20 protein-coding genes are annotated in these 19,396 nt (G+C 48.6%); 7 read left to right on the forward strand and 13 right to left on the reverse strand.

What is annotated here, in order from left to right; genetic code table 11:
* The first annotated feature begins 7 nt into the window (after nt 1–7).
* Both J0A67_RS14465 and J0A67_RS14470 read left to right on the forward strand, forming a co-directional pair.
* Nucleotides 8–712: a hypothetical protein gene (locus J0A67_RS14465; protein ID WP_206570074.1), complete on the forward strand. Its 705-nt coding sequence runs from the start codon at nt 8–10 to the stop codon at nt 710–712.
* 119 nt (nt 713–831) lie between these two features.
* Nucleotides 832–1,536, forward strand: coding sequence for a hypothetical protein (locus J0A67_RS14470; RefSeq protein ID WP_206570075.1), 705 nt, complete (start codon nt 832–834; stop codon nt 1,534–1,536).
* 17 nt (nt 1,537–1,553) lie between these two features.
* Here J0A67_RS14470 and J0A67_RS14475 read toward each other — a convergent pair whose 3' ends face one another.
* Nucleotides 1,554–1,793, reverse strand: a complete 240-nt coding sequence (locus J0A67_RS14475) for a hypothetical protein (RefSeq protein ID WP_206570076.1) — start codon at nt 1,791–1,793, stop codon at nt 1,554–1,556.
* 180 nt (nt 1,794–1,973) lie between these two features.
* Between J0A67_RS14475 and J0A67_RS14480 the strand changes: the two genes are divergently transcribed.
* Nucleotides 1,974–2,462, forward strand: a complete 489-nt coding sequence (locus J0A67_RS14480; protein WP_206570077.1) for a C40 family peptidase — start codon at nt 1,974–1,976, stop codon at nt 2,460–2,462.
* Nucleotides 2,463–2,518: 56 nt separating this feature from the next.
* Here J0A67_RS14480 and J0A67_RS14485 read toward each other — a convergent pair whose 3' ends face one another.
* From J0A67_RS14485 to J0A67_RS14515, 7 genes are all read right to left on the reverse strand, one after another.
* Nucleotides 2,519–3,586 (reverse strand): HmuY family protein, encoded by a 1,068-nt coding sequence (locus J0A67_RS14485; RefSeq protein WP_206570078.1) that lies wholly within the window; start codon nt 3,584–3,586, stop codon nt 2,519–2,521.
* A 22-nt stretch (nt 3,587–3,608) separates the two neighbouring features.
* Nucleotides 3,609–5,876 (reverse strand): TonB-dependent receptor, encoded by a 2,268-nt coding sequence (locus J0A67_RS14490; RefSeq protein ID WP_206570079.1) that lies wholly within the window; start codon nt 5,874–5,876, stop codon nt 3,609–3,611.
* A gap of 144 nt (nt 5,877–6,020) precedes the next feature.
* Nucleotides 6,021–7,067 carry a hemin-degrading factor gene (locus J0A67_RS14495; protein ID WP_206570080.1) on the reverse strand — a complete coding sequence of 349 codons (1,047 nt, stop codon included), beginning with the start codon at nt 7,065–7,067 and terminating at the stop codon, nt 6,021–6,023.
* Between the two features lies 1 nt (nt 7,068).
* Nucleotides 7,069–7,872 carry a heme ABC transporter ATP-binding protein gene (locus J0A67_RS14500; RefSeq protein WP_206570081.1) on the reverse strand — a complete coding sequence of 268 codons (804 nt, stop codon included), beginning with the start codon at nt 7,870–7,872 and terminating at the stop codon, nt 7,069–7,071.
* On the reverse strand, nt 7,872–8,930 hold the full coding sequence (locus J0A67_RS14505; protein ID WP_206570082.1) for a FecCD family ABC transporter permease: 1,059 nt from the start codon (nt 8,928–8,930) through the stop codon (nt 7,872–7,874). The genes J0A67_RS14500 and J0A67_RS14505 overlap by 1 nt, the downstream gene beginning before the upstream one ends.
* Before the next feature lie 3 nt (nt 8,931–8,933).
* On the reverse strand, nt 8,934–9,785 hold the full coding sequence (locus J0A67_RS14510) for a heme/hemin ABC transporter substrate-binding protein (protein WP_206570083.1): 852 nt from the start codon (nt 9,783–9,785) through the stop codon (nt 8,934–8,936).
* A gap of 293 nt (nt 9,786–10,078) precedes the next feature.
* Nucleotides 10,079–10,624: a hypothetical protein gene (locus J0A67_RS14515; RefSeq protein ID WP_206570084.1), complete on the reverse strand. Its 546-nt coding sequence runs from the start codon at nt 10,622–10,624 to the stop codon at nt 10,079–10,081.
* Nucleotides 10,625–10,997: 373 nt separating this feature from the next.
* On the opposite strand from J0A67_RS14515, the gene atpD reads away from it, so the two are divergent.
* Nucleotides 10,998–12,500, forward strand: a complete 1,503-nt coding sequence (atpD, locus tag J0A67_RS14520; protein ID WP_206570085.1) for a F0F1 ATP synthase subunit beta — start codon at nt 10,998–11,000, stop codon at nt 12,498–12,500.
* A gap of 64 nt (nt 12,501–12,564) precedes the next feature.
* Nucleotides 12,565–12,813, forward strand: coding sequence for an ATP synthase F1 subunit epsilon (atpC, locus tag J0A67_RS14525; RefSeq protein ID WP_206570086.1), 249 nt, complete (start codon nt 12,565–12,567; stop codon nt 12,811–12,813).
* Nucleotides 12,814–12,881: 68 nt separating this feature from the next.
* Here atpC and J0A67_RS14530 read toward each other — a convergent pair whose 3' ends face one another.
* From J0A67_RS14530 to mazG, 5 genes are all read right to left on the reverse strand, one after another.
* Complete coding sequence (locus J0A67_RS14530; RefSeq protein WP_206570087.1) at nt 12,882–14,015, reverse strand: hypothetical protein; 1,134 nt, start codon at nt 14,013–14,015, stop codon at nt 12,882–12,884.
* Between the two features lie 180 nt (nt 14,016–14,195).
* On the reverse strand, nt 14,196–15,596 hold the full coding sequence (gene fumC / locus J0A67_RS14535; RefSeq protein WP_206570088.1) for a class II fumarate hydratase: 1,401 nt from the start codon (nt 15,594–15,596) through the stop codon (nt 14,196–14,198).
* Nucleotides 15,597–15,853: 257 nt separating this feature from the next.
* Entirely contained in the window at nt 15,854–16,345 is a 492-nt protein-coding gene (locus tag J0A67_RS14540; protein ID WP_206570089.1) for a hypothetical protein, read from the reverse strand.
* A gap of 6 nt (nt 16,346–16,351) precedes the next feature.
* Nucleotides 16,352–16,732 (reverse strand): RidA family protein, encoded by a 381-nt coding sequence (locus J0A67_RS14545; RefSeq protein ID WP_206570090.1) that lies wholly within the window; start codon nt 16,730–16,732, stop codon nt 16,352–16,354.
* Between the two features lie 89 nt (nt 16,733–16,821).
* Nucleotides 16,822–17,622 carry a nucleoside triphosphate pyrophosphohydrolase gene (gene mazG, locus J0A67_RS14550; RefSeq protein WP_206570091.1) on the reverse strand — a complete coding sequence of 267 codons (801 nt, stop codon included), beginning with the start codon at nt 17,620–17,622 and terminating at the stop codon, nt 16,822–16,824.
* A gap of 72 nt (nt 17,623–17,694) precedes the next feature.
* Between mazG and J0A67_RS14555 the strand changes: the two genes are divergently transcribed.
* Nucleotides 17,695–17,925, forward strand: coding sequence for a hypothetical protein (locus J0A67_RS14555; protein ID WP_206570092.1), 231 nt, complete (start codon nt 17,695–17,697; stop codon nt 17,923–17,925).
* Nucleotides 17,926–17,979: 54 nt separating this feature from the next.
* Entirely contained in the window at nt 17,980–19,374 is a 1,395-nt protein-coding gene (gene glmM, locus J0A67_RS14560; protein WP_206570093.1) for a phosphoglucosamine mutase, read from the forward strand.
* Nucleotides 19,375–19,396: the final 22 nt, after the last annotated feature.

Raw genomic sequence — 19,396 nt, forward strand, 5'->3', positions numbered from 1 at the left:
AACCTCTATGAAAAATGCCTTTTTGATTTTCCCAGTCCTGCTTCTAAGCTTTATCTTTTACTCCTGCCAAGAAAATGAGGAACCTGAAAACCTGCTCGAACAAGTGGGCTTTGAAGGCACTTTGCCGGATGGAAGTACATTCGGAACCTCTGAAATCCGATCGGGAAATGGAACTGGAGGTTCGGGTGTAAATGGGAAAAATGAAGGTCGACATATTTTGGATATTCGAACTGTTGACCACAAATGGTCTATAGGGCTGGAAACTCCATCCCAGCCCCTGCCAGATGGCATGCCAAGAGGGGAACAAGTTCCATTTCAGGAAATCGTGGACTTGTTCAATACCCACTATCCGTATGAGGATTTGTTGCAGGTTTTCTTAACGGAGAAATCAAAAGCAGATGCTGACCCTGAGTATACCAGTTTTGAGCAATTTAGGGTTCAGGTGGCTAACCAAGAAAAATATTATTCCTATCTGACCGAATACTTTTTCCCCAGAAAAGGCGGAAAAATCCGTGTATTGGCGGTCGAAGAAGGTCTAGTAAAAAATCTATCTGGACTGGACGTGAGAAAAATCGAGGTGGTTTTGGAATTTGACCTTCCCATGAAGACCATGGACCCGACTGTTGCAATCCAAGAAGGGAATTTGAAAGGCCTGGGCCGATTTAGGTACCGCGAGGATTTCTATCAGGGGGAGCTGGAAGAGTTTGATTAAGCAATCTTGATCTGATCCAGATAAAACTTCATCCAACCGATGTCCTTTGAACTGAAATTGAATCTATTGGAATTTTCAAAACTTGACCTAATTTTCATTTTCTGGCCAAATTCAATCTCATGAAAACTGAATCTTTGAAGCGTATTTTCTTTATTCTTTTGAGCGCAATGCTCGTTTCCTGTGAATCGGAAGAGAACTTGCTTCCTGAAGAAGAAGTCGCCACTGAGACCACGGTTAGATTTGAAGGTCAATTGCCCAACAATTCGACATTGGGAACTTCCCTCAAAGGCTCTAATTGGGTGATTTCCGCCATGGATCTGGTGCAAAAAGTACAGGGAACCCATATTTTGGCTCTTGTAGACACCCAATCTGGATGGGAATTGCACGTTTCCCTTCCTGTGCTGGAGATGCCGGAATTCCCTCAATTCAGCGAGCTTCAAAGCCAGAGGGAATATTTCAGTCATTTCAAGAAAGGCTATTCTTACGAAAAGATTTTGGAGCTCTTTGAGGCAGAAAAGGCAAAAGCACAAGCCAATCCAACCTACAGTTCAATAGGTGGTTTTACAGTTCGCGTGAAGCAAAACAATGAGGAACGATACATCCACAACTTTCACGATCCGGTGGAATCTGGAATTCTCCGAATCATCAATATCGAGGAAGGAACCGAATCTTCTGACTCGGGAGTACAATCCCGGAAAATAGAGGTGGAATTTGAATTCGATTTGAATATGAAGGCGGCCCATCTGGAAACTCAACCTCAAAGCGGCAAGTTGAAAGGCAAAGCGACGATGAAATTTTCAGAATCGGTCTTTGATGGCGAATAGCCCGTCCACAACCCAAGCTATCCTAGCTTGATCTGATCCAGGTAAAACTTCATCCGGCTATGGTCTCTGGGAAGAAAGTCGATCTTGTCGATACGGTCTTCCTTGTGGTTGTAGAAAACTTCGACGTATTCGTTTTCCAGGAGGTAGAGGTTGATCTTATGGCGGTAGTATCGGATGGCCACCACAAAAGTACCCTCGATGTAGAGGGTCTTTATTTTTTGGTGAAGTGGTAAACTGTGAAAATCCTCTCTGCTCATGTTCTATACTTTTCCCCGAAGACCTGAATTTAAAAAAAATGGTCTGGAAAGAACCCTTGCCATTAGAGAAACCTTATCTGACCCTGTGCTTCCCACCAGAAAAATCACCAACGCAGATCCAAAACAATTTGTTTCCTAAGCTGTGAAGCGTAAACTTGAACAATCAATCTGACTACTACATTGGGCAAAAAATCCCGAATCTCTTATCTCCTTTCCCTTTTCCTACTGGCAGGCCTGACACTGGCCATCGGATGCAAGTCCAAAAAGAAACTCTCCAAGGAATCCCCCGCCTTCACCGTGATCGAGACCGCGAGAACTTATCGTGGCACTCCCTACAAATACGGCGGCACGACGCGTGCTGGGATGGATTGCTCCGCCTTGGTTTTCCACTCCTACTACGCCGTGGGCATCAACCTGCCACGCATGTCTGTCGACCAGAGCAAGGTGGGCCAAAAAGTCAAGCTTGATCAAGTAGAGCCGGGTGACCTGCTATTCTTTGCCACCGGCAAGCGCAAAAACCAAGTCACCCACTCGGGCATCGTCACCGAAGTCGATCGGGACGATATCCGATTTATCCACGCCTCGTCCTCCCTCGGAGTGACGGAAGACTTCATGAGCAACAACTATTGGAAAAAGGCTTTTTTGTTTGCCACAAGGCTTTTGGAATAGATTGAAAACAGAAAAGAGCGCTTCGGCGCTCTTTTTTTCTTGGATTCGGTCCGGAATTAGTTTCCAGCTTCTACCAGCTCGTACTCGAAGCTTGGCTTGCCTCTTTCTCCGTCTTTGGTGAGAGACAGGAATCGCAATTTATAGACGTTTCCGTCTGAATCTTTTACCACATAGTAGATAGTATCGAAGGCACTTGGGGGATTAGGCGAGGATGGGCCTCCAGTATATCTCCAAGTCGAACCGATAGTCAGTCTGTTGTCGCTGTTAAAAACTAGTGATGGTACATCAGTTTCGTCAAACTCTGCAAAAGGGACAGTTTCCTCCAAAACTGCTACCGCGCTTGTTCCTCCATAGATGTTGTGATACACCAGGTCTTGATAAAAATAGGCCAATTTTCCGTTTGTTGCCGCCGGAAAAGCGGTTTCCGAAGTTCCAGCAGTCCAAACAATATCCCAATCCGTCTTGGCTGGCTCTACATTCACCACGCCGTTTTCGAAATTTACATAGACAAAGTTGTCGTCCGAGTCTTTGGAGATGTTCAGGGAAGTGAAGGTAGTTGCGTCTGCGTCGGCATGCTGGAGGGTGTAGCCCTCACCATTGCGGATCACACGGATCTTCTTCCAAGGCTTGGCATCCACTCCGCTAGCACCTCTGGAAAGCAGATATACTAGGTTGTTTGCCTCGGTAGCGCTCACGGCAGCAATAGTGGGATTGGAAAGCGGGTCTGCAGCATCATCTACGTGAAGGATTCCAAGCATATTGGTAAAGCCCATCACAAGTTCCCCACTGGCCTCAGCAGCCGCGATCTCGGTAGCACCTACGGCATTGATATCAGTTTTGTCAGTAGCGGAAGCCATGGCCCCAGTCGTGCCATTGATCAGGACTTTAAAGTCGGAGCCTGTGGAAAAGGCCAAATCCCAAGTGGTACGAGCCACTGGAGTCTGCACACCAGATCTGAGGGAAATGAAAACGGAATTGGGATAAGTCGCGCCGCCTCCATCTACTTCGATCAAGCCTTCTTCATTTGGTGGGACTACGACTGGATCTGGGTCGTCGGAACAAGAGGAAAAAAAGGATACTGCGGCCAATAGCGCAGTCATGGGGAGGAAACGTAGGTGTTTCATACTAGTTAGGTTTAATGAAATGTTATTTATTTAGTTGATAGGTCAATCCGAGAAAATAAGAGCGTCCATAGCCGATGGGTCGGCTAGACCCACCGCCATGCGCATCCCCGCCTGCAGCGGTTGAGTTGATCTGGGTCACATCCAGTAGGTTTTTGATACCCAAGTTGAGATTGAGATTTGGAATGAGCTCCTTGCCCAGCGTCAGATCCATCCAGTGATAGGCGTCTGTTTTCACCTCTTGGGCGGTGACGTTTCCTCCATCGACCACTGTCTGATAGGCTGGCAGTTCTCCAGTGTACTTGTAGAAAAGGCTGACCGAGGCGCCCCATTTCTCGATTTGATAGATCGTATTCGCTGTGACCTCAGGAGTCCAGGCCATCTGTGGAGTATCTTCGATCTCCTCGGAGATCAGGTTATAGCGACCGATATAGGAAAATCCCAGATTGGTTTCCAAGCCTTTGTAATGGAAGGTCTGACTGAGTGTAGTTCCTGCAGTCTTGAAGTTTTCCACATTGAAAAGCGTGGTGATCTGGATATTTTCCGGGTCTTGGCCGTAGGCAATCCTATCTTCCACATCATTATAAAAGAAGCCGAGTACTGAGCTTGTCTTGAGCTCTCCTTTGATCTTCGGAGACCAGTTGAAAGAGCCATTAAAGCTGTCGGAGGTTTCAGCCTTCAGGTTGGGATTGCCTTGGATGGAGTGGCTGGCATCAAAGAAGTCGAAGTACAGCTCTCGGATGGAAGGTGCACGAAAGCCCTTTGCATAAGACAATCTCAAATCCAGCGTCTCCGCCAGACGGAATTTCGTGTTGAGCGAGGGGATGAGACCCGGGGCATCATAAATCGAATTGTTGGCTTTTCGCAAACCTGGGCGGATCTGAATCCAGGAGTTTGGCGTCCACTCTCCCGTCAAGAAAACGGCGTAGTCTTGCATGCCTTCATTGTCGGTGATACGCTCGCCGCTGCCGTTTTCCAGGTTCAGATCTACGCCTGGTTGGATTTTCAATTTGGACCCAAGTGACCAATTTCCCATTGCCCTCCAGCTGAAGCCGTTGTACTTGATGGTGGCTTGGGCCCCAGGGGCGGTCGAGAGATATTTTTCTCCGGTTCGGACGTTGCTTACCCAGGTCTCACTATCTCGCTTGTAGTTGGTCCATCCTCCCTGCCAACTCAGCGCAAATTCAGAAGACAAATCCCACTGTCCCAGCAGGCGATGCATCCATCGGTCGGTGACGAAATTTTGGTCAATCATCTCCAGCCTTGCCTCAGGACCATAGGTAAAGACTGTTTCGTGTAGAAAATCCAACTGGTAGTCGAGAGAAATCGCCTCCTTTGCCAACCCGATCCGGGCATTGGCGAAATCCTGATTTCTAGGAAGCCACTGGTATTGGCGGCCGGTGTAGTCTCCTTTCCATCCGCCAAAGCGGTTTTGGGAGTAGCCCAACCCAAAGTTCCAGTTGTTGACCATGCCGGTGCCAGAGATCGCTCGCTGGTGGTTGCCATCTCCGGTGAAAGGAGAATAAGAGCTTCCCACGCTTTCCTCCTGCACCCGGACGCTCAGTCCCCAGGTGTTGTCAGAGCTTTTCTTGGTGATGATATTGATCACGCCAGCCAAAGCGTCCGCACCGTAAACCACGGACATCGGGCCCTCGACGATCTCGACGCGCTCGATCTGGTTCACATCGATTTGGTTGATATTGATCTCGTTTGAAGTACCCTGTCTGCCGACCATGGGCACGCCGTCGATGAGGATTTTCACGTTTTGGCCAGACATACCGAGCAACTCCATATTGCTCGATCCGACTGCATTGTCCTGCGAAAAGCGAATCCCCACTTGGGTATTCAACACATCCTGAAGAATCATCGGTGCTCTCTTGCTGATCTCCTTCGCCTCGATGCTGCGCACCTGATAGACGGAGTTACGGGCCGATTGGGGTTCAAAACTGCCCGTGATCACGACCTGCTCCAAGTCTGAAGTGGACTGGGCAAGCGTAAAGTAAGCTTCGTTCAGGCCAGCCGGCCATTGAGTCGATAGCGTTTCAAATCCCACGGCCGATATTCTCAGCGAACTGCCATTTGGAAGTTCGCCGAGCACAAATCCGCCCTGTTCGTCGGCCACTTTTCCCTGGGCATCTCCCAACCAGACTGTCGCATGGGGTATGGCTTCACCCTTTTCGGTGACTACTTTACCTTTGAGGACAGTCTGAGCCAAGCCTTCTGGATATGTTCCAAAAGCTCCCAGCCACAGGATCATCATAAGCTTATTAAGACTAAATCTACGCTTTTGCATAAAATTTTTTGAAAGGGAGGCTCTACCAGAATCTCCAGTGTGCCAGCCTGAGCGAAGTCGAAGGCGGATTTCAGTTTACAAAACCACATTTCTACATCGCTCAAAGTGACAATGGAAATTCCGAGATGGCCTCCGGTAGGTTCTTTAGAGGCTATCCACGAGGGCCTTCCACTCCGTTTTCTGAGGAAGGCCTGGCTTTCTCAAGCCAAAGAATTGTGCGACCATCTCGCCTTCCTTGTCGAAAAGCTCCACGGCGGATACCAAGCCGTCTTCGGTATTTTTGTGGACGACAAAGGCTTTATCCACCACGCTCTCATTCAGGTGCATGTTAAAATCCGGATCCAAAACATTGAGCCAATCACCCATCTGTCTCACGGTTTGCACCTTGCCTTGGTGGATTTGGATGTTTCCCTTGTTGCCTGCGAAAATCATGATCGGAAGTTTGGTCTCAGCGGCTACTTCCACGATTTTCCTGACGGAAAGACGGTCGACCTCATAAGCCCATTTGTCATCAATCCACTTTACCGCATCGAGTCGGTTGAGCTTGTATTTGCGCAGCATGCCAAAGAAGTCGTGCGTATCCTTCATGTTTTCCCAGTCGTGGGTAAAGGATTTGAAGTCCAGATTTTCCTGGGAAGTGTACTCCGGCTTGGGGAAAGCCTCCAGGTCCAGCTGGGCATTTTGGTCTGCTGCGGTGTTTTTGGCGACCAAGTCTTCGTAAACTTCCTCTTTGGACTGGTCTTGGAGGTATACTTTCATGACAGCCTCACCTTCTTTGTCAAAATACTGCAGGCTTTTCATGGTGCCTCGGGGAGTCTCGGTAGTCACGGCAAAGCCGAATTTCCAGCTCGCAAAAAATACCCGCTGCTCGATCGGGCCGATCACGGTCGCAATCTTGGCCGGACCCGCCTGATGCATCTCTATCTTTTGAAACGGGCCTTTGTGCTCCAATACACAGCCTTCACTTCTGGTCAGGGACATCACACGTCCCAATCTCGGGAATTCGATGAGCTGCCCTTCAAAGTTGTCCGTCAGGCGAATCACGTTGGTTCCTATTCCTGTAGCCAAGAGCTCGGCCTCGCTTACACCCAGCTTGGCGGCTGCGTCCCTGATTCTGAGTGTGGGTTCGGATACTTTCAGGCTATCCCAGGCTTGTTTGAGGGATAGTACGGATTCTTGTAGCGTTTCCATATTAAGCTTGTTTAATGGTATGGGTCGATGAATATGATTGGGCAGCGGAAGAGACAAATACTCCCCCAGTAGCCGGGTTGGCAATAAGCTGGATAGGATGATCAAACACTTGGGCAAGAATCTCTTCGTCAAGTACCTCCTTCACAGTTCCGGATTTGGCAAGGAGGCCGTCCTTTAGCAAAGCGATCTTGTCCGCGTATTGGGCTGCCAGATTCAGTTCGTGGAGAATCACTAGGATGCCGATATTTCTCGACTTGAGCGCTTCTAGGATCTTCAGGACGGCATGCTGCTGGGCAATGTCCAGACTGGAGGTTGGCTCGTCGAGCAGAAGATAGCGGGGAAAAGGTTTGGCCTCCCAGATCTGCACTAGCACTCGGGCGAGCTGCACACGCTGCTTTTCACCTCCTGAGAGAGTATTGAAAACCTGGTCTTTCAGGTGGGAAGTATTGGTTGCTTCCAGTACCTCGGCGATCAGCCTAGTTGGATTTTTTGCTTTGGTACTGATCAGGCCCAACTCCACCACTTCCTGCACGGTAAAGGGGAAATTTACCTGTGTATGCTGGGGCATCACGGCTCGCACTTCGGCCAGTTCTCGGCTTTTGAGGGTATGAATGTCATGTCCGTTATAGCCTATCGCACCGTGTTTGCACCTGATTTCCCCAGAGAGGATCTTGAAAAACGTCGACTTGCCAGCCCCGTTTGGCCCTAGTACCGCAAGGATTTCCCCCGGATTCAATTCCAGGCTGACCTCGTCCACGATGGGTCTTTGTCTGATACAAAAATGAACTCTTGAAGCCGTCAGCATTAGTTTTTGGGTTTGTTCAGATTGAAAATGAGCCAAATAAAGAAGGGCGCGCCGATCAGCGCCGTGATCACCCCGATAGGCATCTCCGTCGGAATCACGATCACGCGGGCGATCAGGTCGGCAAAGTTGAGCAAAAGCGCTCCCAGCAAAAAGGAACCTGGAAGCACTAAGCGGTGATCTGCTCCGAATAGGATACGGATCAAATGCGGAACCACCAAGCCAACGAAACCGATCATTCCAACCATCGAAACTCCGGCTCCCACGATGAGTGCGCTGAAAATCAGGAACTGCAATTTGACGCGCTGCACGTTCACTCCCATGTGGAAGGCCTCCTGCTCGCCCAGAGCCAGCGCATTGAGATTACGGTAGCTGAAGAGAAGCATGAGGGAAGGGAAGGTGATCAAGATCAAGCTCACGGGGATTTTGGTCCATGTTGCTCCGGCCAAGTCTCCCAAGCTCCAGAAGGTAAAGCTTCGCAAAGCAGAGTCGTCGGCAAAGAAAAGAACTAAGCCAATCAGCGCCCCCGCCAACGCATTGATGGCCACACCTGCTAGGATCAGGGTAGCTGCATCCGTCTTTCCTTGGGATTTGGACAGGCGATACACCGCCAAGACGGCAATCAGGCCTCCGGCAAAAGCAAAAATGGGCAAGCCTATAGGTCTGACCCATGCCAAGATTGGAGATATCGGGACGAATACCATAAAGATCACCGCAAAGAGTGCGCTTCCGCTGCTGACACCGATCAGTCCTGGTTCTACGAGGGGATTTCGGAACATGCCCTGCAACGCTGCCCCGGCGATTCCCAGTCCTCCACCGACCAGCACTCCCATCAGCACCCGCGGCATGCGGATCTGCAGGAGCACATTCGCCTGCTGTACTTCGAAGGCTCCGACGTGCATGCCCACCTGGTCAGACAGGATCGCCAGCACCTGAGGCAACGGAATACGGTAGGCGCCCATGGACAGGGAGACAAGCAAGACCATCCCAAGCATCAATCCAAAACCCAGCAAAATCTGGTTTTGGCTTTTGGTTTTCGTATGTGCCAAGGCTGAACTCATAGGTTATCGGCGGGTAGCTTTAGCAAGGTCCAAAGCGGCTTTGCCGACTCTCGGGCCGAATCCGGATAGATATTGTCCGTCAAGCGCAATGATCTGGTCTTTTTTGAATGCTTCTGTTTGGTCGATTCCCTGTATCTTGACCAAGCCTTCTTTTCCGCCCAAACTCTGGACTCCCGATTCAAAAAACACCAAATAATCAGGGTTCATCTGCACCAGCGACTCCGGAGTCAAGGGGGCGAATTCGTCGAATCCTGTAGCGGAGCCTTCTAGTTTGGCCAATTTGAAGATCTCTGTGGCAAAGGTCTTGTCACCGGCTACAAATACGGTCTCCGGGCCACGTGCCATGACGAAAATTGTCTTTGGCTTGGATGCTTGGGTCTTTAGATAGCTTTCCAGCGCCGCCAGATCTGCATCAATGCCCTCAATTATTTCTACCCCTTTCTCAGGAACTTCAAAAAATACCGCCAACTCCTTTACCAAAGTTCTTGTTCCCTCGACGGTAGTCGGCTTTTGGAATACTTGAATGTTGACCTGGGCAGCCTTCAACTGGTCTACTACATCTGGGTTCAGATAGTTTTCTTCGATCAGCACCAAGTCTGGGCTAAGCGCGAGGATACCTTCGGCTTTGATTTGATTGCGGTATCCTATGGAAGGAAGAGCCTTCATGCTTGCCGGATAGGTAGAAGTAATATCCGTTGCAATAATCTGCTCACTAAATCCCAATGCGTCCACTACCTCGGTAATCGTGCCGCCAGCGGTGATGATCTTGCGGGACCTCGACTCAGCTGTATCGGTCGCAGCCTTGCCACAGGCAAAGCATAGGAGAAGGATCAAAGGCAAAAATCTCACTATCATTATTTAGATTAAGTTTAAATACAATGCAAATGTATTGTTATTAAGATTGAATCCAAATAATTGCGCCAAAAAAAATGATTGCCGGATAAATGGGTTTGGCGGCGGGTAGAAGGAGGTTTGGCAAATTCTCTTAACCAATCAAAAAGCTCAGACTAGATACAGGCCAACTTAAAAAAATGGCCCTTGGCCGGCTAAACGATCTTCATACCAAGAGCCAAAAAAAACGCAAAACCTTAGACCTAGAACACCTAAGATTTTGCGGCAGTATTTAAAAGCTATGGCTTGACTACGCCCTAGCGCACACTAAACAAATAGATTTTTACTTGCTGTGCTTGGGTATTTTCAGGATTATAGAAAGCGTATTCCATTTCATTCTCAAGAGGTCCCGAAGGCGTGATTTTGTAGATCCCTTCACCGCTCTTTTCAATCTCAAAATTAACATGGTATTTGTCGGACATTGATTTGCCCCTTGCACCGAATGCCGCTAATGCACTAACCTTGAGAATAGGAATGCTACGTTTTTTACTGTCGAATTCTGTTTTGGTGAGCACAATTAGCGATTCAGGATCCACTCCCTCGTCTACCCAAATCACAAAAGTTGGTTCATTAGATGCTACAACTGGAGATTTTCCTCCTGGAACCGATATCTCTTGCTGTGTCCCTCCATACCCCAAACCTTTTACTTTATATTTGGTTTCAGCGGTTTGCACCTCCAACTTATGGAGTTCTCCATCTAATAGTATCATTGGCTGGTTTTTAAACTCCGGCCGTGGAAAATCCTGGGCATAGCCAGTAACTGCGCAGCTTAACAGAAGCACACCTAAGATAATTTTTTTCATTTTTTTTAATTGATCTATGTATTCGCTCAATATTACTATCAAGCTGTAAAACTGCCTAATCTTTCTTTACAAAAAATCGCTCCTCCATATAAGTCGCATATCCTATCGACAGACTTGATAATAAAATTCAACTTTAAGGGGCCTTCCCTTTAGAATTTATGAGTGAGATCGATGACGATCGAAGCATTTTCCTCGCACCAAACAACCTGTCATCCTCTTCTGATTGCTAGAATCAGCAAAAAATCAGCTCTGAACAATCTCCATTATAAAGCTGAACGTACAAAATTCCCAAATATACTTTGGTATTAGGCTTTATTCATTAATTTTGCGCTCGAATTAAAAAAGCGTATCCTTTTTACATTTCATCCTACAAATGGCAAATATTGGAAAGATAACACAGGTAATCGGCCCGGTTGTGGACGTTTCCTTTGAAGGCGGTAAACTGCCGAACATCCTTGACGCGCTGGAAGTGACCAAAGAAGACGGCCAGGTGGTCGTCATGGAGGTTCAGCAGCACCTAGGCGAAGACCGAGTTCGTACCATCGCAATGGACGCTTCCGAAGGGATGGTCCGTGGCATGGAAGTCCGCGACTTGGGTCAGCCTATCTCCGTACCTACCGGCGAAGCGATCAAAGGTCGTCTTTTCAATGTGGTAGGCCAGGCGATTGACGGTCTTCCGCAGGTTCCTGCCGGCAAAAGACTTCCAATCCACAGAGCTGCTCCCAAGTTTGAAGATCTTTCTACTTCTACCGAAGTACTTTATACAGGTATCAAAGTAATTGACTTGATTGAGCCTTATGCAAAAGGTGGTAAAATCGGTCTTTTCGGTGGTGCCGGTGTTGGTAAGACGGTATTGATCCAAGAGCTGATCAACAATATCGCCAAGGCTTATTCCGGTTTGTCTGTGTTTGCCGGTGTAGGTGAAAGAACCCGTGAAGGAAACGACCTTTTGAGAGAAATGATCGAGTCTGGCATCGTGACTTACGGTGACGACTTCGTACATAGCCTGGAGACTGAGGGCGGATGGGATCTATCTAAAGTAGATCTTAAGAAGCTGGAAGAATCCAAGGCAACCTTCGTGTTTGGTCAGATGAACGAACCTCCTGGAGCACGTGCGCGTGTTGCCTTGACCGGTTTGACTTTGGCAGAATACTACAGAGACGGTGATGGTTCAGGACAGGGAAGAGACATCCTTTTCTTTATCGACAACATCTTCCGATTCACCCAGGCAGGTTCCGAGGTGTCCGCACTTTTGGGTCGTATGCCATCTGCGGTAGGTTACCAGCCAACTCTGGCAACAGAAATGGGTACCATGCAAGAGCGAATCACCTCTACCAAAAATGGTTCTATCACCTCCGTACAGGCCGTTTACGTACCTGCGGATGACTTGACTGACCCGGCTCCTGCGACGACTTTCGCGCACTTGGATGCCACTACCGTACTTTCCCGTAAGATCGCCGAACTGGGTATCTACCCTGCGGTGGATCCATTGGACTCTACTTCCCGTATCCTCTCTCCGGACATCCTGGGTGACGAGCACTACGGCTGCGCCCAACGCGTGAAAGAGATCCTGCAGCGCTACAAAGAACTTCAGGATATCATCGCGATCCTGGGTATGGAAGAGCTTTCTGAAGAAGATAAGCAAGTCGTACACAGAGCGCGTCGTGTGCAGCGTTTCCTTTCCCAGCCATTCCACGTAGCCGAGCAATTCACCGGCTTGAAGGGTGTATTGGTAGACATCAAAGACACCATCAAAGGCTTCAACATGATCATGGACGGTGAGCTGGATCACCTGCCTGAGGGAGCGTTCAACCTGGTAGGTAGCATCGAAGATGCCATCGCCAAGGGTGAGAAAATGCTTGCAGAGGTAAAATAAGGAAATTAGTTAGAGGTGATCGTCAAACAGATGGCGCTTCACCACTAACCTAATAACTAAAAATATGCAATTAGAAATCGTCACACCGGAGAAGAAAGTGTTTCAGGGAGAAGTCTCCGAAGCTAGCTTTCCCGGCGCATCCGGCTCATTTCAGGTATTGAACAACCACGCCCCTATCGTGTCCGCTCTGGCGAAGGGCACGGTGTCTTTCACAACCAAGGAAGGCGCTAAGCAGTCCCTGACCGTGGACGGCGGCGTAGTCGAAGTCAAAGACAACGTGATCGTGGTCTTGGCCGAAAAAGTGATCGGCTAATTCCTGCGCAAACTTTATAGAAAAGGCCTCCTGTGCAAACGGGAGGCCTTTTTTGGCTATTGGTGTGACTAGTTATACTCCACAACCGGCCGTAGCACCGCTCGTTTAATGTATTTTTCGTCGTGCTTCATAAGGCTACCTTCGTAAAAATAAAGTGTATCCCGCACCACCCCAGCCAGCATGCCGATTTCCATGATATTTTTGGGATTGACTGTTTCTGACCATTTTTTCGCGGTCTTGTCGTAGATCAATAGATGAGAAAAAGTAGCGTTTTTGTCTCCTTGTTCACGATTGTTCATCCAAGTCTCAATAAAAATCTCATCACCACTTTCCTGAATGGAGTTAAAATAGTGATTGGTCGGCACGTTTACTTTGGAGTCTCCACCGGATTTAAATAATTCATTAAAGTCAACAATCTGGTCTGCGCCACGGAGGGCGTAGTCGAAAAAACGGCTTTGTGGCAAGGCCACCGAATCGAATATTTGTTCAGTTTCGGAATAGAATGTCAACTTTTTACTGTGCGGAAGAGATAGCGCGAGGTTCTCACCGAAATCCCCCATAGTCAAATAAGTCACCGCGCTCAACGACCCCGATATGGCCTTGTACTCATCCGAATATTCAAACATTGAACTCTGAACCGCTCCGTCGAATCCAAAGAAGTAGATCTGATCTCCTGAGGCCCGATAAAAGTCCGGATGAAAGCTGTCATATACCGAACTAACCAGCTCTACTAGAAAACCATCTACCAGTTTTTTAAACTTTGCGCCCAAAAACCTGATCACCTTATCTTCGGGTAGTTGGAGTTTCATTTTTTCCACAAACTCCTGCGTTTCCGCATTGAATACCAATACTGACTCGCTTCTCTTGTCAAGGATATACACGATGGGATACGCTGACACATCAAAGGAAGCGGGAGAAAATGAACCAATTGGAAAATCCCCCGAGGCGATCTTTGTTACCTGCTCGCCACCTGTTGTCATGATGGCCACCATGGGAGAGCGGTAGGAAGAGACGGCCAAAAGGCTATCGCCGATCAGTTTGACTTCTGCTTGGCTATTCAGGAAAAATTTGTCCTCCCTCACCAGAACCGAATCCACCACAGAAAGCTCCCAAAAATCAGGATTTGCGGCCTCTTGCTTTTCGGTAGTGCATGCAGCCAAAAAGGAAAAGAATGCCATCGCAATCAAAAAGTATCGTTTCATAGTGTATGATTTAACACGGTAGGTTCGCAAGAAAAGAAAATACTGCGAAAAACCAATCACATGCCGAAAAACATAATAAATCACCTTAAAGAGCTTCAATTCAACCAATGCTCACCTTTGCCAAACAAAAAAGTCCAAGCCTTTCGACTTGGACTTTAACTTTTCAGCCTAAGTTAAAACTCACTTCAAGCTTCCGATCATATCCTCTGGCTTCACCCACTCGTCAAACTGCTCGGAAGTCAACAGACCAAGGGCGATGGCCGCTTCGCGCAGGCTAGTGCCTTCTTTGTGCGCTTTCTTGGCGATGGCAGCGGCATTCTCATAACCTATATAGGGATTGAGCGCCGTCACCAACATCAGCGAGTTTTCGAGATGGCGCTGGATCATTGGCGTATTTGGCTCAATGCCGATCGCACAGTTGTCATTGAAAGACACGCAGGCATCCCCGATCAGTCGAGCGGACTGCAGGAAGTTAGCAGCGATCAATGGTTTGAATACGTTCAATTCGAAATGTCCGTTAGATCCGCCAATGGTGATCGCTACGTCGTTCCCCATTACTTGGGCTGCGACCATGGTCATGGCTTCCACTTGGGTGGGGTTGACTTTTCCTGGCATGATGGAGGATCCCGGTTCATTTTCCGGGATCAGGATCTCGCCGATTCCCGATCTTGGACCGGAGGAAAGCATTCGGATGTCATTGGCGATTTTCATAAGCGATACGGCCAACTGCTTGATCGCTCCATGCGCCTCCACCATTCCGTCGTGCGCTGCCAAAGCCTCGAATTTGTTTGGCGCAGTCACAAAAGGATGACCGGAAAGCTCGGCAATTTTCTTGGCTACCAACTCGGAATAACCCTGTGGTGTGTTTAGTCCGGTTCCTACAGCTGTTCCTCCCAAGGCAAGTTCAGAAAGGTGTGAAAGCGTGTTTTTCAAAGCTCTCAAGCCGTGATCCAGCTGGGCCACATAGCCACTGAATTCCTGTCCGAGGGTAAGTGGAGTCGCATCCATAAAGTGGGTACGGCCGATTTTCACCACGCTTTTGAAGGCCTCTGCTTTCGCAGCCAAGGTGTCACGCAACTTTTGAACCCCGGGAATCGTCGTCTCCGCGACCATCTGGTAAGCAGCCACGTGCATGGCAGTAGGATAGGTATCGTTGGACGATTGGGATTTGTTTACGTCGTCGTTGGGGTGGATTTTCTTCTTGGCATCCTCAAGAGAACCTCCCAAAATCACGTGTGCGCGGTAAGCGATCACCTCGTTGGAGTTCATGTTGGACTGGGTACCAGAACCTGTCTGCCAAATCACCAGCGGAAACTGGTCGTCATGCTGACCAGCGAGGATTTCGTCGCAGACGGTAGCGATGATATCCGCCTTGCCTTGATCCAATACGCCGAGCTCGGCATTTGTGAGAGCAGCGGCTTTTTTAAGGATCGCAAAAGCACGGATAATCTCGATGGGCATGCGGTTTTTTTCGCCGCCGATCTTAAAGTTGTTGATGGAGCGCTGAGTCTGGGCTCCCCAGTATTTGTCGGCTGGGACTTCTACGGGCCCCATGGTGTCCTTTTCGATACGGATTGACATGGTCTTGTTAAATGGGTTTGAATTTCGCCCCAAAGGTAATGGCTAAGCGTCTTTTAGCCTAAGAAGAAAGATGATAGTTGTGACGTATGGTAAACGGTCGACAGTCCAAAGTCCACTGCCGAGAAAGAGGAACTTCATGCGCCAAGTCTTCTAGTCTATCGTTTTGCAATGCAACGTCAAGTTCTTTCTTGACCGGCTGTCAACCGTCGTCTGTGAACGGTTGACAAAAGACTGCCTACTGAAACCTGTCTACTGTCCTACTCCTTTCCCTTCATCTCCAGGTTGATGAGCTCATGAAAAACCGATCGGGAGGCTTTGACTTGCCGCTGAAAAAAAATGACGCAGAGCACGTAATTCAATATTGCGAGACCTAGACAGATGCATCCGTAACTGATATTTTGATGCCCAAAGAAATAAAAGCCGGTGAAGGCCAGCAAAACGACCGTCCAAAATACCAGGAAAAACACCGTGGCTGGGAACAAGCGGTAGTTTAGAAAGATAATGGAACCGCGCGCGGTGGACTCCACCTGTCCCGTGATCAAGGGCAGAAAAGAATCGCCACGCTTCACTACCCGGGAAATCCGAAAGCCCTCTTGGCCAATGAGGCCATTGAAATGGATCTTGGGATCCCCCTGAGTACGGGCATCCAAGAAATTGACCTCCCTTGTTACCCGGATCAAATGTCCCAACACTTCCTCTTTGCTGAGGATGCTGACGAGTGTTTCACTATGGGCTGGCAGGAGGTTCAAGGTCTCTTATTTCACGGCAATACAGGAAATTTCCACATTCACATTTTTGGGAAGCTTACTTACTTCTACGGTTTCCCGGGCTGGAGGATTTGATTTAAAGTATTGCCCATAGGCCTCGTTGATCGTCCCAAATTGTCCCATGTCCCGGATGAAGATGGTGCACTTCACCACATCTGAAAAGGCAAACTTTGCGCCACGGAGTACCGCTTCCAAATTTTTCATCACCGCATGGGTCTCTTCGGTGATGTTTTCATTGATGAGTTCTCCAGTGTCGGGATCCAAGGCTATCTGACCCGAAATGTAGAGCGTATTGCCAGCCAGCACCGCTTGTGAGTAAGGTCCTATCGGCGCCGGAGCTTCTGGGGTGAAAATGATTTGGTTTGGCATGATGAAAAGTTAAATAGTAAATTGGTTAACAAATTAATTTGGCTTTGACTCCGCTCAGCTTGACGCATTTACCGCAAATTGCCGACTGCCTACTGTCCTTTAGCTTCGTTCCAATACACATCCATTTCGGCCAGCGTCATCTCGCTAAGATTTTTGCCTGCTGCTTTTGCCGCATTCTCCAAGTATTGAAATCGTTTGATGAATTTCAAATTGGTCCGTTCCAGCGCTTCCTCGGGATCAATGTCGATAAACCGGGCGTAGTTGATCAAGGAGAAAAGCATGTCGCCAAATTCAGAAGTGGCCTTTTCCCGGTCGATTTCTTGTTCGTCCGCAACATTGAATTCCGCCTTGAATTCCTGCATCTCTTCCTCCACTTTTTCCCAAACCTGATGTTTTTCCTCCCAGTCAAACCCTACTCCCCGGGCTTTCTCCTGGATTCGCATCGCCTTGATCACAGCGGGAAGCGAGCGGGGTACTCCGCCAAGGACGGATACATTGCCTTTCTCTTTCAGTTTTATCTTTTCCCAATTTTGGCTGACGGTTTCGGCATCATTTGCCTCCGTATCGCCATAGATGTGGGGATGTCGCCGAATTAGCTTTTCGCAGAGCGAATTGGTCAAAGTCGCCATGTCGAAATTGCCCTCTTCCGAACCTATCTTGGCGTAGAAAACGATATGAAGCAGGATATCTCCGAGCTCCTTCTTGACTTCCTCAGGATTGCCGTCGAGTATGGCATCGGAGAGCTCAAAAGTCTCCTCGATCGTCAAATGCCTGAGACTCTCGGTGGTCTGCTTCCGGTCCCAGGGACACTGGGCACGGAGCTCATCCATGATGGTCAACAAGCGGTCAAAAGCAGCCAACTGTTCGGCACGGGTACTCAAATTAGACATGTGCGGGGAAACTAACCTTAAGGTGTGGACGTTTTCGAAGTAAAGCTTTAAATTTGCGCAAATTTATCCGTTATGACAACTGTATTGATTACCGTAGGATTCGTGGCATTGTTCTTTATATTGATGTCTGTACGCCTGATCTTCCTCAAAAACGGTGAATTCAAAGGCACGTGTGCGTCCCAAAGTCCTTTTCTCAACAAGGAAGGCGTGACATGCAGCCTTTGTGGGAAAACGGTCGACGCTGACAGCAGCTGTGGCAATCCCGAAAATGAAGTGGACAAAGTGATGGCCAAATTCAAATAATTTATCCCCTGTTTCAAGCAGCTTTTTTATCATCTTCATCAAACCAATTTATACGTGTCGCTTATCAAATCTATTTCCGGGATAAGAGGGACCATCGGAGGAAAATCCGGCGAAGGTCTTACTCCTATCGACATAGTGAAATTTACCGCTGCCTATGGCGCTTGGGTCATCGAGACGACCCACAATCCCAAAGTAGTAATCGGAAGGGATGCCCGAATATCGGGGGAAATGATTTCCAGCTTGGTTTCGGCGACTCTTCAGGGTTTAGGCATACACGTAATTGACCTCGGGCTGAGCACTACCCCTACAGTCGAACTCGCCGTACCAGCTGAAGGAGCTGGAGGTGGTATCATCCTCACTGCCAGCCATAACCCCATACAGTGGAACGCACTCAAGCTTTTGAACGCTGTAGGCGAATTCATCTCAGATGCGGAGGGAAAATCCATTTTGGAAAAAGCGGAGAAAGAAGCCTTCACCTTTGCAGAGGTGAAAAAACTCGGCAAATACACCAAAATTGACGACTACATCGATCGCCATATCGCCCATGTATTGAGTCTGGATCTAGTGGACGTGGAAGCCATCAAAGCCCGTAACTTCAAAGTAGTAGTGGATGCGGTGAACTCGACCGGAGGAATAGCCGTCCCCAAGCTGCTTCGCGCACTTGGCGTCACGGAGATCGAGGAAATGTACTGCACCCCGGATGGGCTTTTCCCGCACAACCCGGAGCCCCTTCCGGAAAACCTACGCGATATCTCAAAAAAGCTGGAAAAGGGCAGCTTTGACTTGGGCATCGTGGTAGATCCAGATGTGGATAGGCTCGCCTTTGTAAACGAAGACGGCTCCATGTTTGGCGAGGAATATACCTTAGTCGCGGTAGCGGACTATGTGCTCTCAAAAACTCCGGGTAATACGGTGTCCAATCTTTCCTCCACCCGCGCGCTGCGCGACGTGACCGAGAAAAGAGGTGGTAAATATACCGCAGCCGCAGTAGGTGAAGTGAATGTCGTACAGCAAATCAAAGCTGTTGACGCCGTGATCGGAGGAGAGGGCAACGGAGGCATTATCTATCCAGCTTCCCACAACGGGAGAGACGCCTTGGTAGGGATTGGCCTGTTTTTGACTCACTTGGCAAAATTTGGGAAATCCATCTCCAAGCTTCGCGCCAGCTACCCCAACTACCATATTTCCAAAAACAAGATTGAACTCACTCCAGAGATCAACGTCGACAAAATCCTTTTGGAAATCAAAAACAAATATCAAAAGCACCCGATCAATGACATCGATGGGGTGAAGATCGAGTTCGAGAAGGAATGGGTGCATTTGAGAAAATCGAATACTGAGCCGATCATCAGAATCTATTCCGAGTCAGACTCCGAGGCAACAGCCGAGCACCTGGCCAAAAAGATAATCCAGGACATCAAAGAAGTCGTCAGCTCTTCCTTGATTTGATCCAAGTAGTTCAGTGCCCCAG

The organism is Algoriphagus aestuariicola (assembly GCF_017254835.1).
GTDB classification, from domain to species: domain Bacteria; phylum Bacteroidota; class Bacteroidia; order Cytophagales; family Cyclobacteriaceae; genus Algoriphagus; species Algoriphagus aestuariicola.

What these genes read in the sequence shown, in the direction of transcription:
- J0A67_RS14465 (WP_206570074.1), top strand. Translation starts at nt 8, where the DNA reads ATGAAAAATGCCTTTTTGATTTTCCCAGTCCTGCTTCTAAGCTTTATC.
- J0A67_RS14470 (WP_206570075.1), top strand. Translation starts at nt 832, where the DNA reads ATGAAAACTGAATCTTTGAAGCGTATTTTCTTTATTCTTTTGAGCGCA.
- J0A67_RS14475 (WP_206570076.1), bottom strand. Translation starts at nt 1,793, where the DNA reads ATGAGCAGAGAGGATTTTCACAGTTTACCACTTCACCAAAAAATAAAG.
- J0A67_RS14485 (WP_206570078.1), bottom strand. Translation starts at nt 3,586, where the DNA reads ATGAAACACCTACGTTTCCTCCCCATGACTGCGCTATTGGCCGCAGTA.
- J0A67_RS14490 (WP_206570079.1), bottom strand. Translation starts at nt 5,876, where the DNA reads ATGCAAAAGCGTAGATTTAGTCTTAATAAGCTTATGATGATCCTGTGG.
- J0A67_RS14495 (WP_206570080.1), bottom strand. Translation starts at nt 7,067, where the DNA reads ATGGAAACGCTACAAGAATCCGTACTATCCCTCAAACAAGCCTGGGAT.
- J0A67_RS14500 (WP_206570081.1), bottom strand. Translation starts at nt 7,872, where the DNA reads ATGCTGACGGCTTCAAGAGTTCATTTTTGTATCAGACAAAGACCCATC.
- J0A67_RS14505 (WP_206570082.1), bottom strand. Translation starts at nt 8,930, where the DNA reads ATGAGTTCAGCCTTGGCACATACGAAAACCAAAAGCCAAAACCAGATT.
- J0A67_RS14510 (WP_206570083.1), bottom strand. Translation starts at nt 9,785, where the DNA reads ATGATAGTGAGATTTTTGCCTTTGATCCTTCTCCTATGCTTTGCCTGT.
- J0A67_RS14515 (WP_206570084.1), bottom strand. Translation starts at nt 10,624, where the DNA reads ATGAAAAAAATTATCTTAGGTGTGCTTCTGTTAAGCTGCGCAGTTACT.
- atpD (WP_206570085.1), top strand. Translation starts at nt 10,998, where the DNA reads ATGGCAAATATTGGAAAGATAACACAGGTAATCGGCCCGGTTGTGGAC.
- atpC (WP_206570086.1), top strand. Translation starts at nt 12,565, where the DNA reads ATGCAATTAGAAATCGTCACACCGGAGAAGAAAGTGTTTCAGGGAGAA.
- J0A67_RS14530 (WP_206570087.1), bottom strand. Translation starts at nt 14,015, where the DNA reads ATGAAACGATACTTTTTGATTGCGATGGCATTCTTTTCCTTTTTGGCT.
- fumC (WP_206570088.1), bottom strand. Translation starts at nt 15,596, where the DNA reads ATGTCAATCCGTATCGAAAAGGACACCATGGGGCCCGTAGAAGTCCCA.
- J0A67_RS14545 (WP_206570090.1), bottom strand. Translation starts at nt 16,732, where the DNA reads ATGCCAAACCAAATCATTTTCACCCCAGAAGCTCCGGCGCCGATAGGA.
- mazG (WP_206570091.1), bottom strand. Translation starts at nt 17,622, where the DNA reads ATGTCTAATTTGAGTACCCGTGCCGAACAGTTGGCTGCTTTTGACCGC.
- J0A67_RS14555 (WP_206570092.1), top strand. Translation starts at nt 17,695, where the DNA reads ATGACAACTGTATTGATTACCGTAGGATTCGTGGCATTGTTCTTTATA.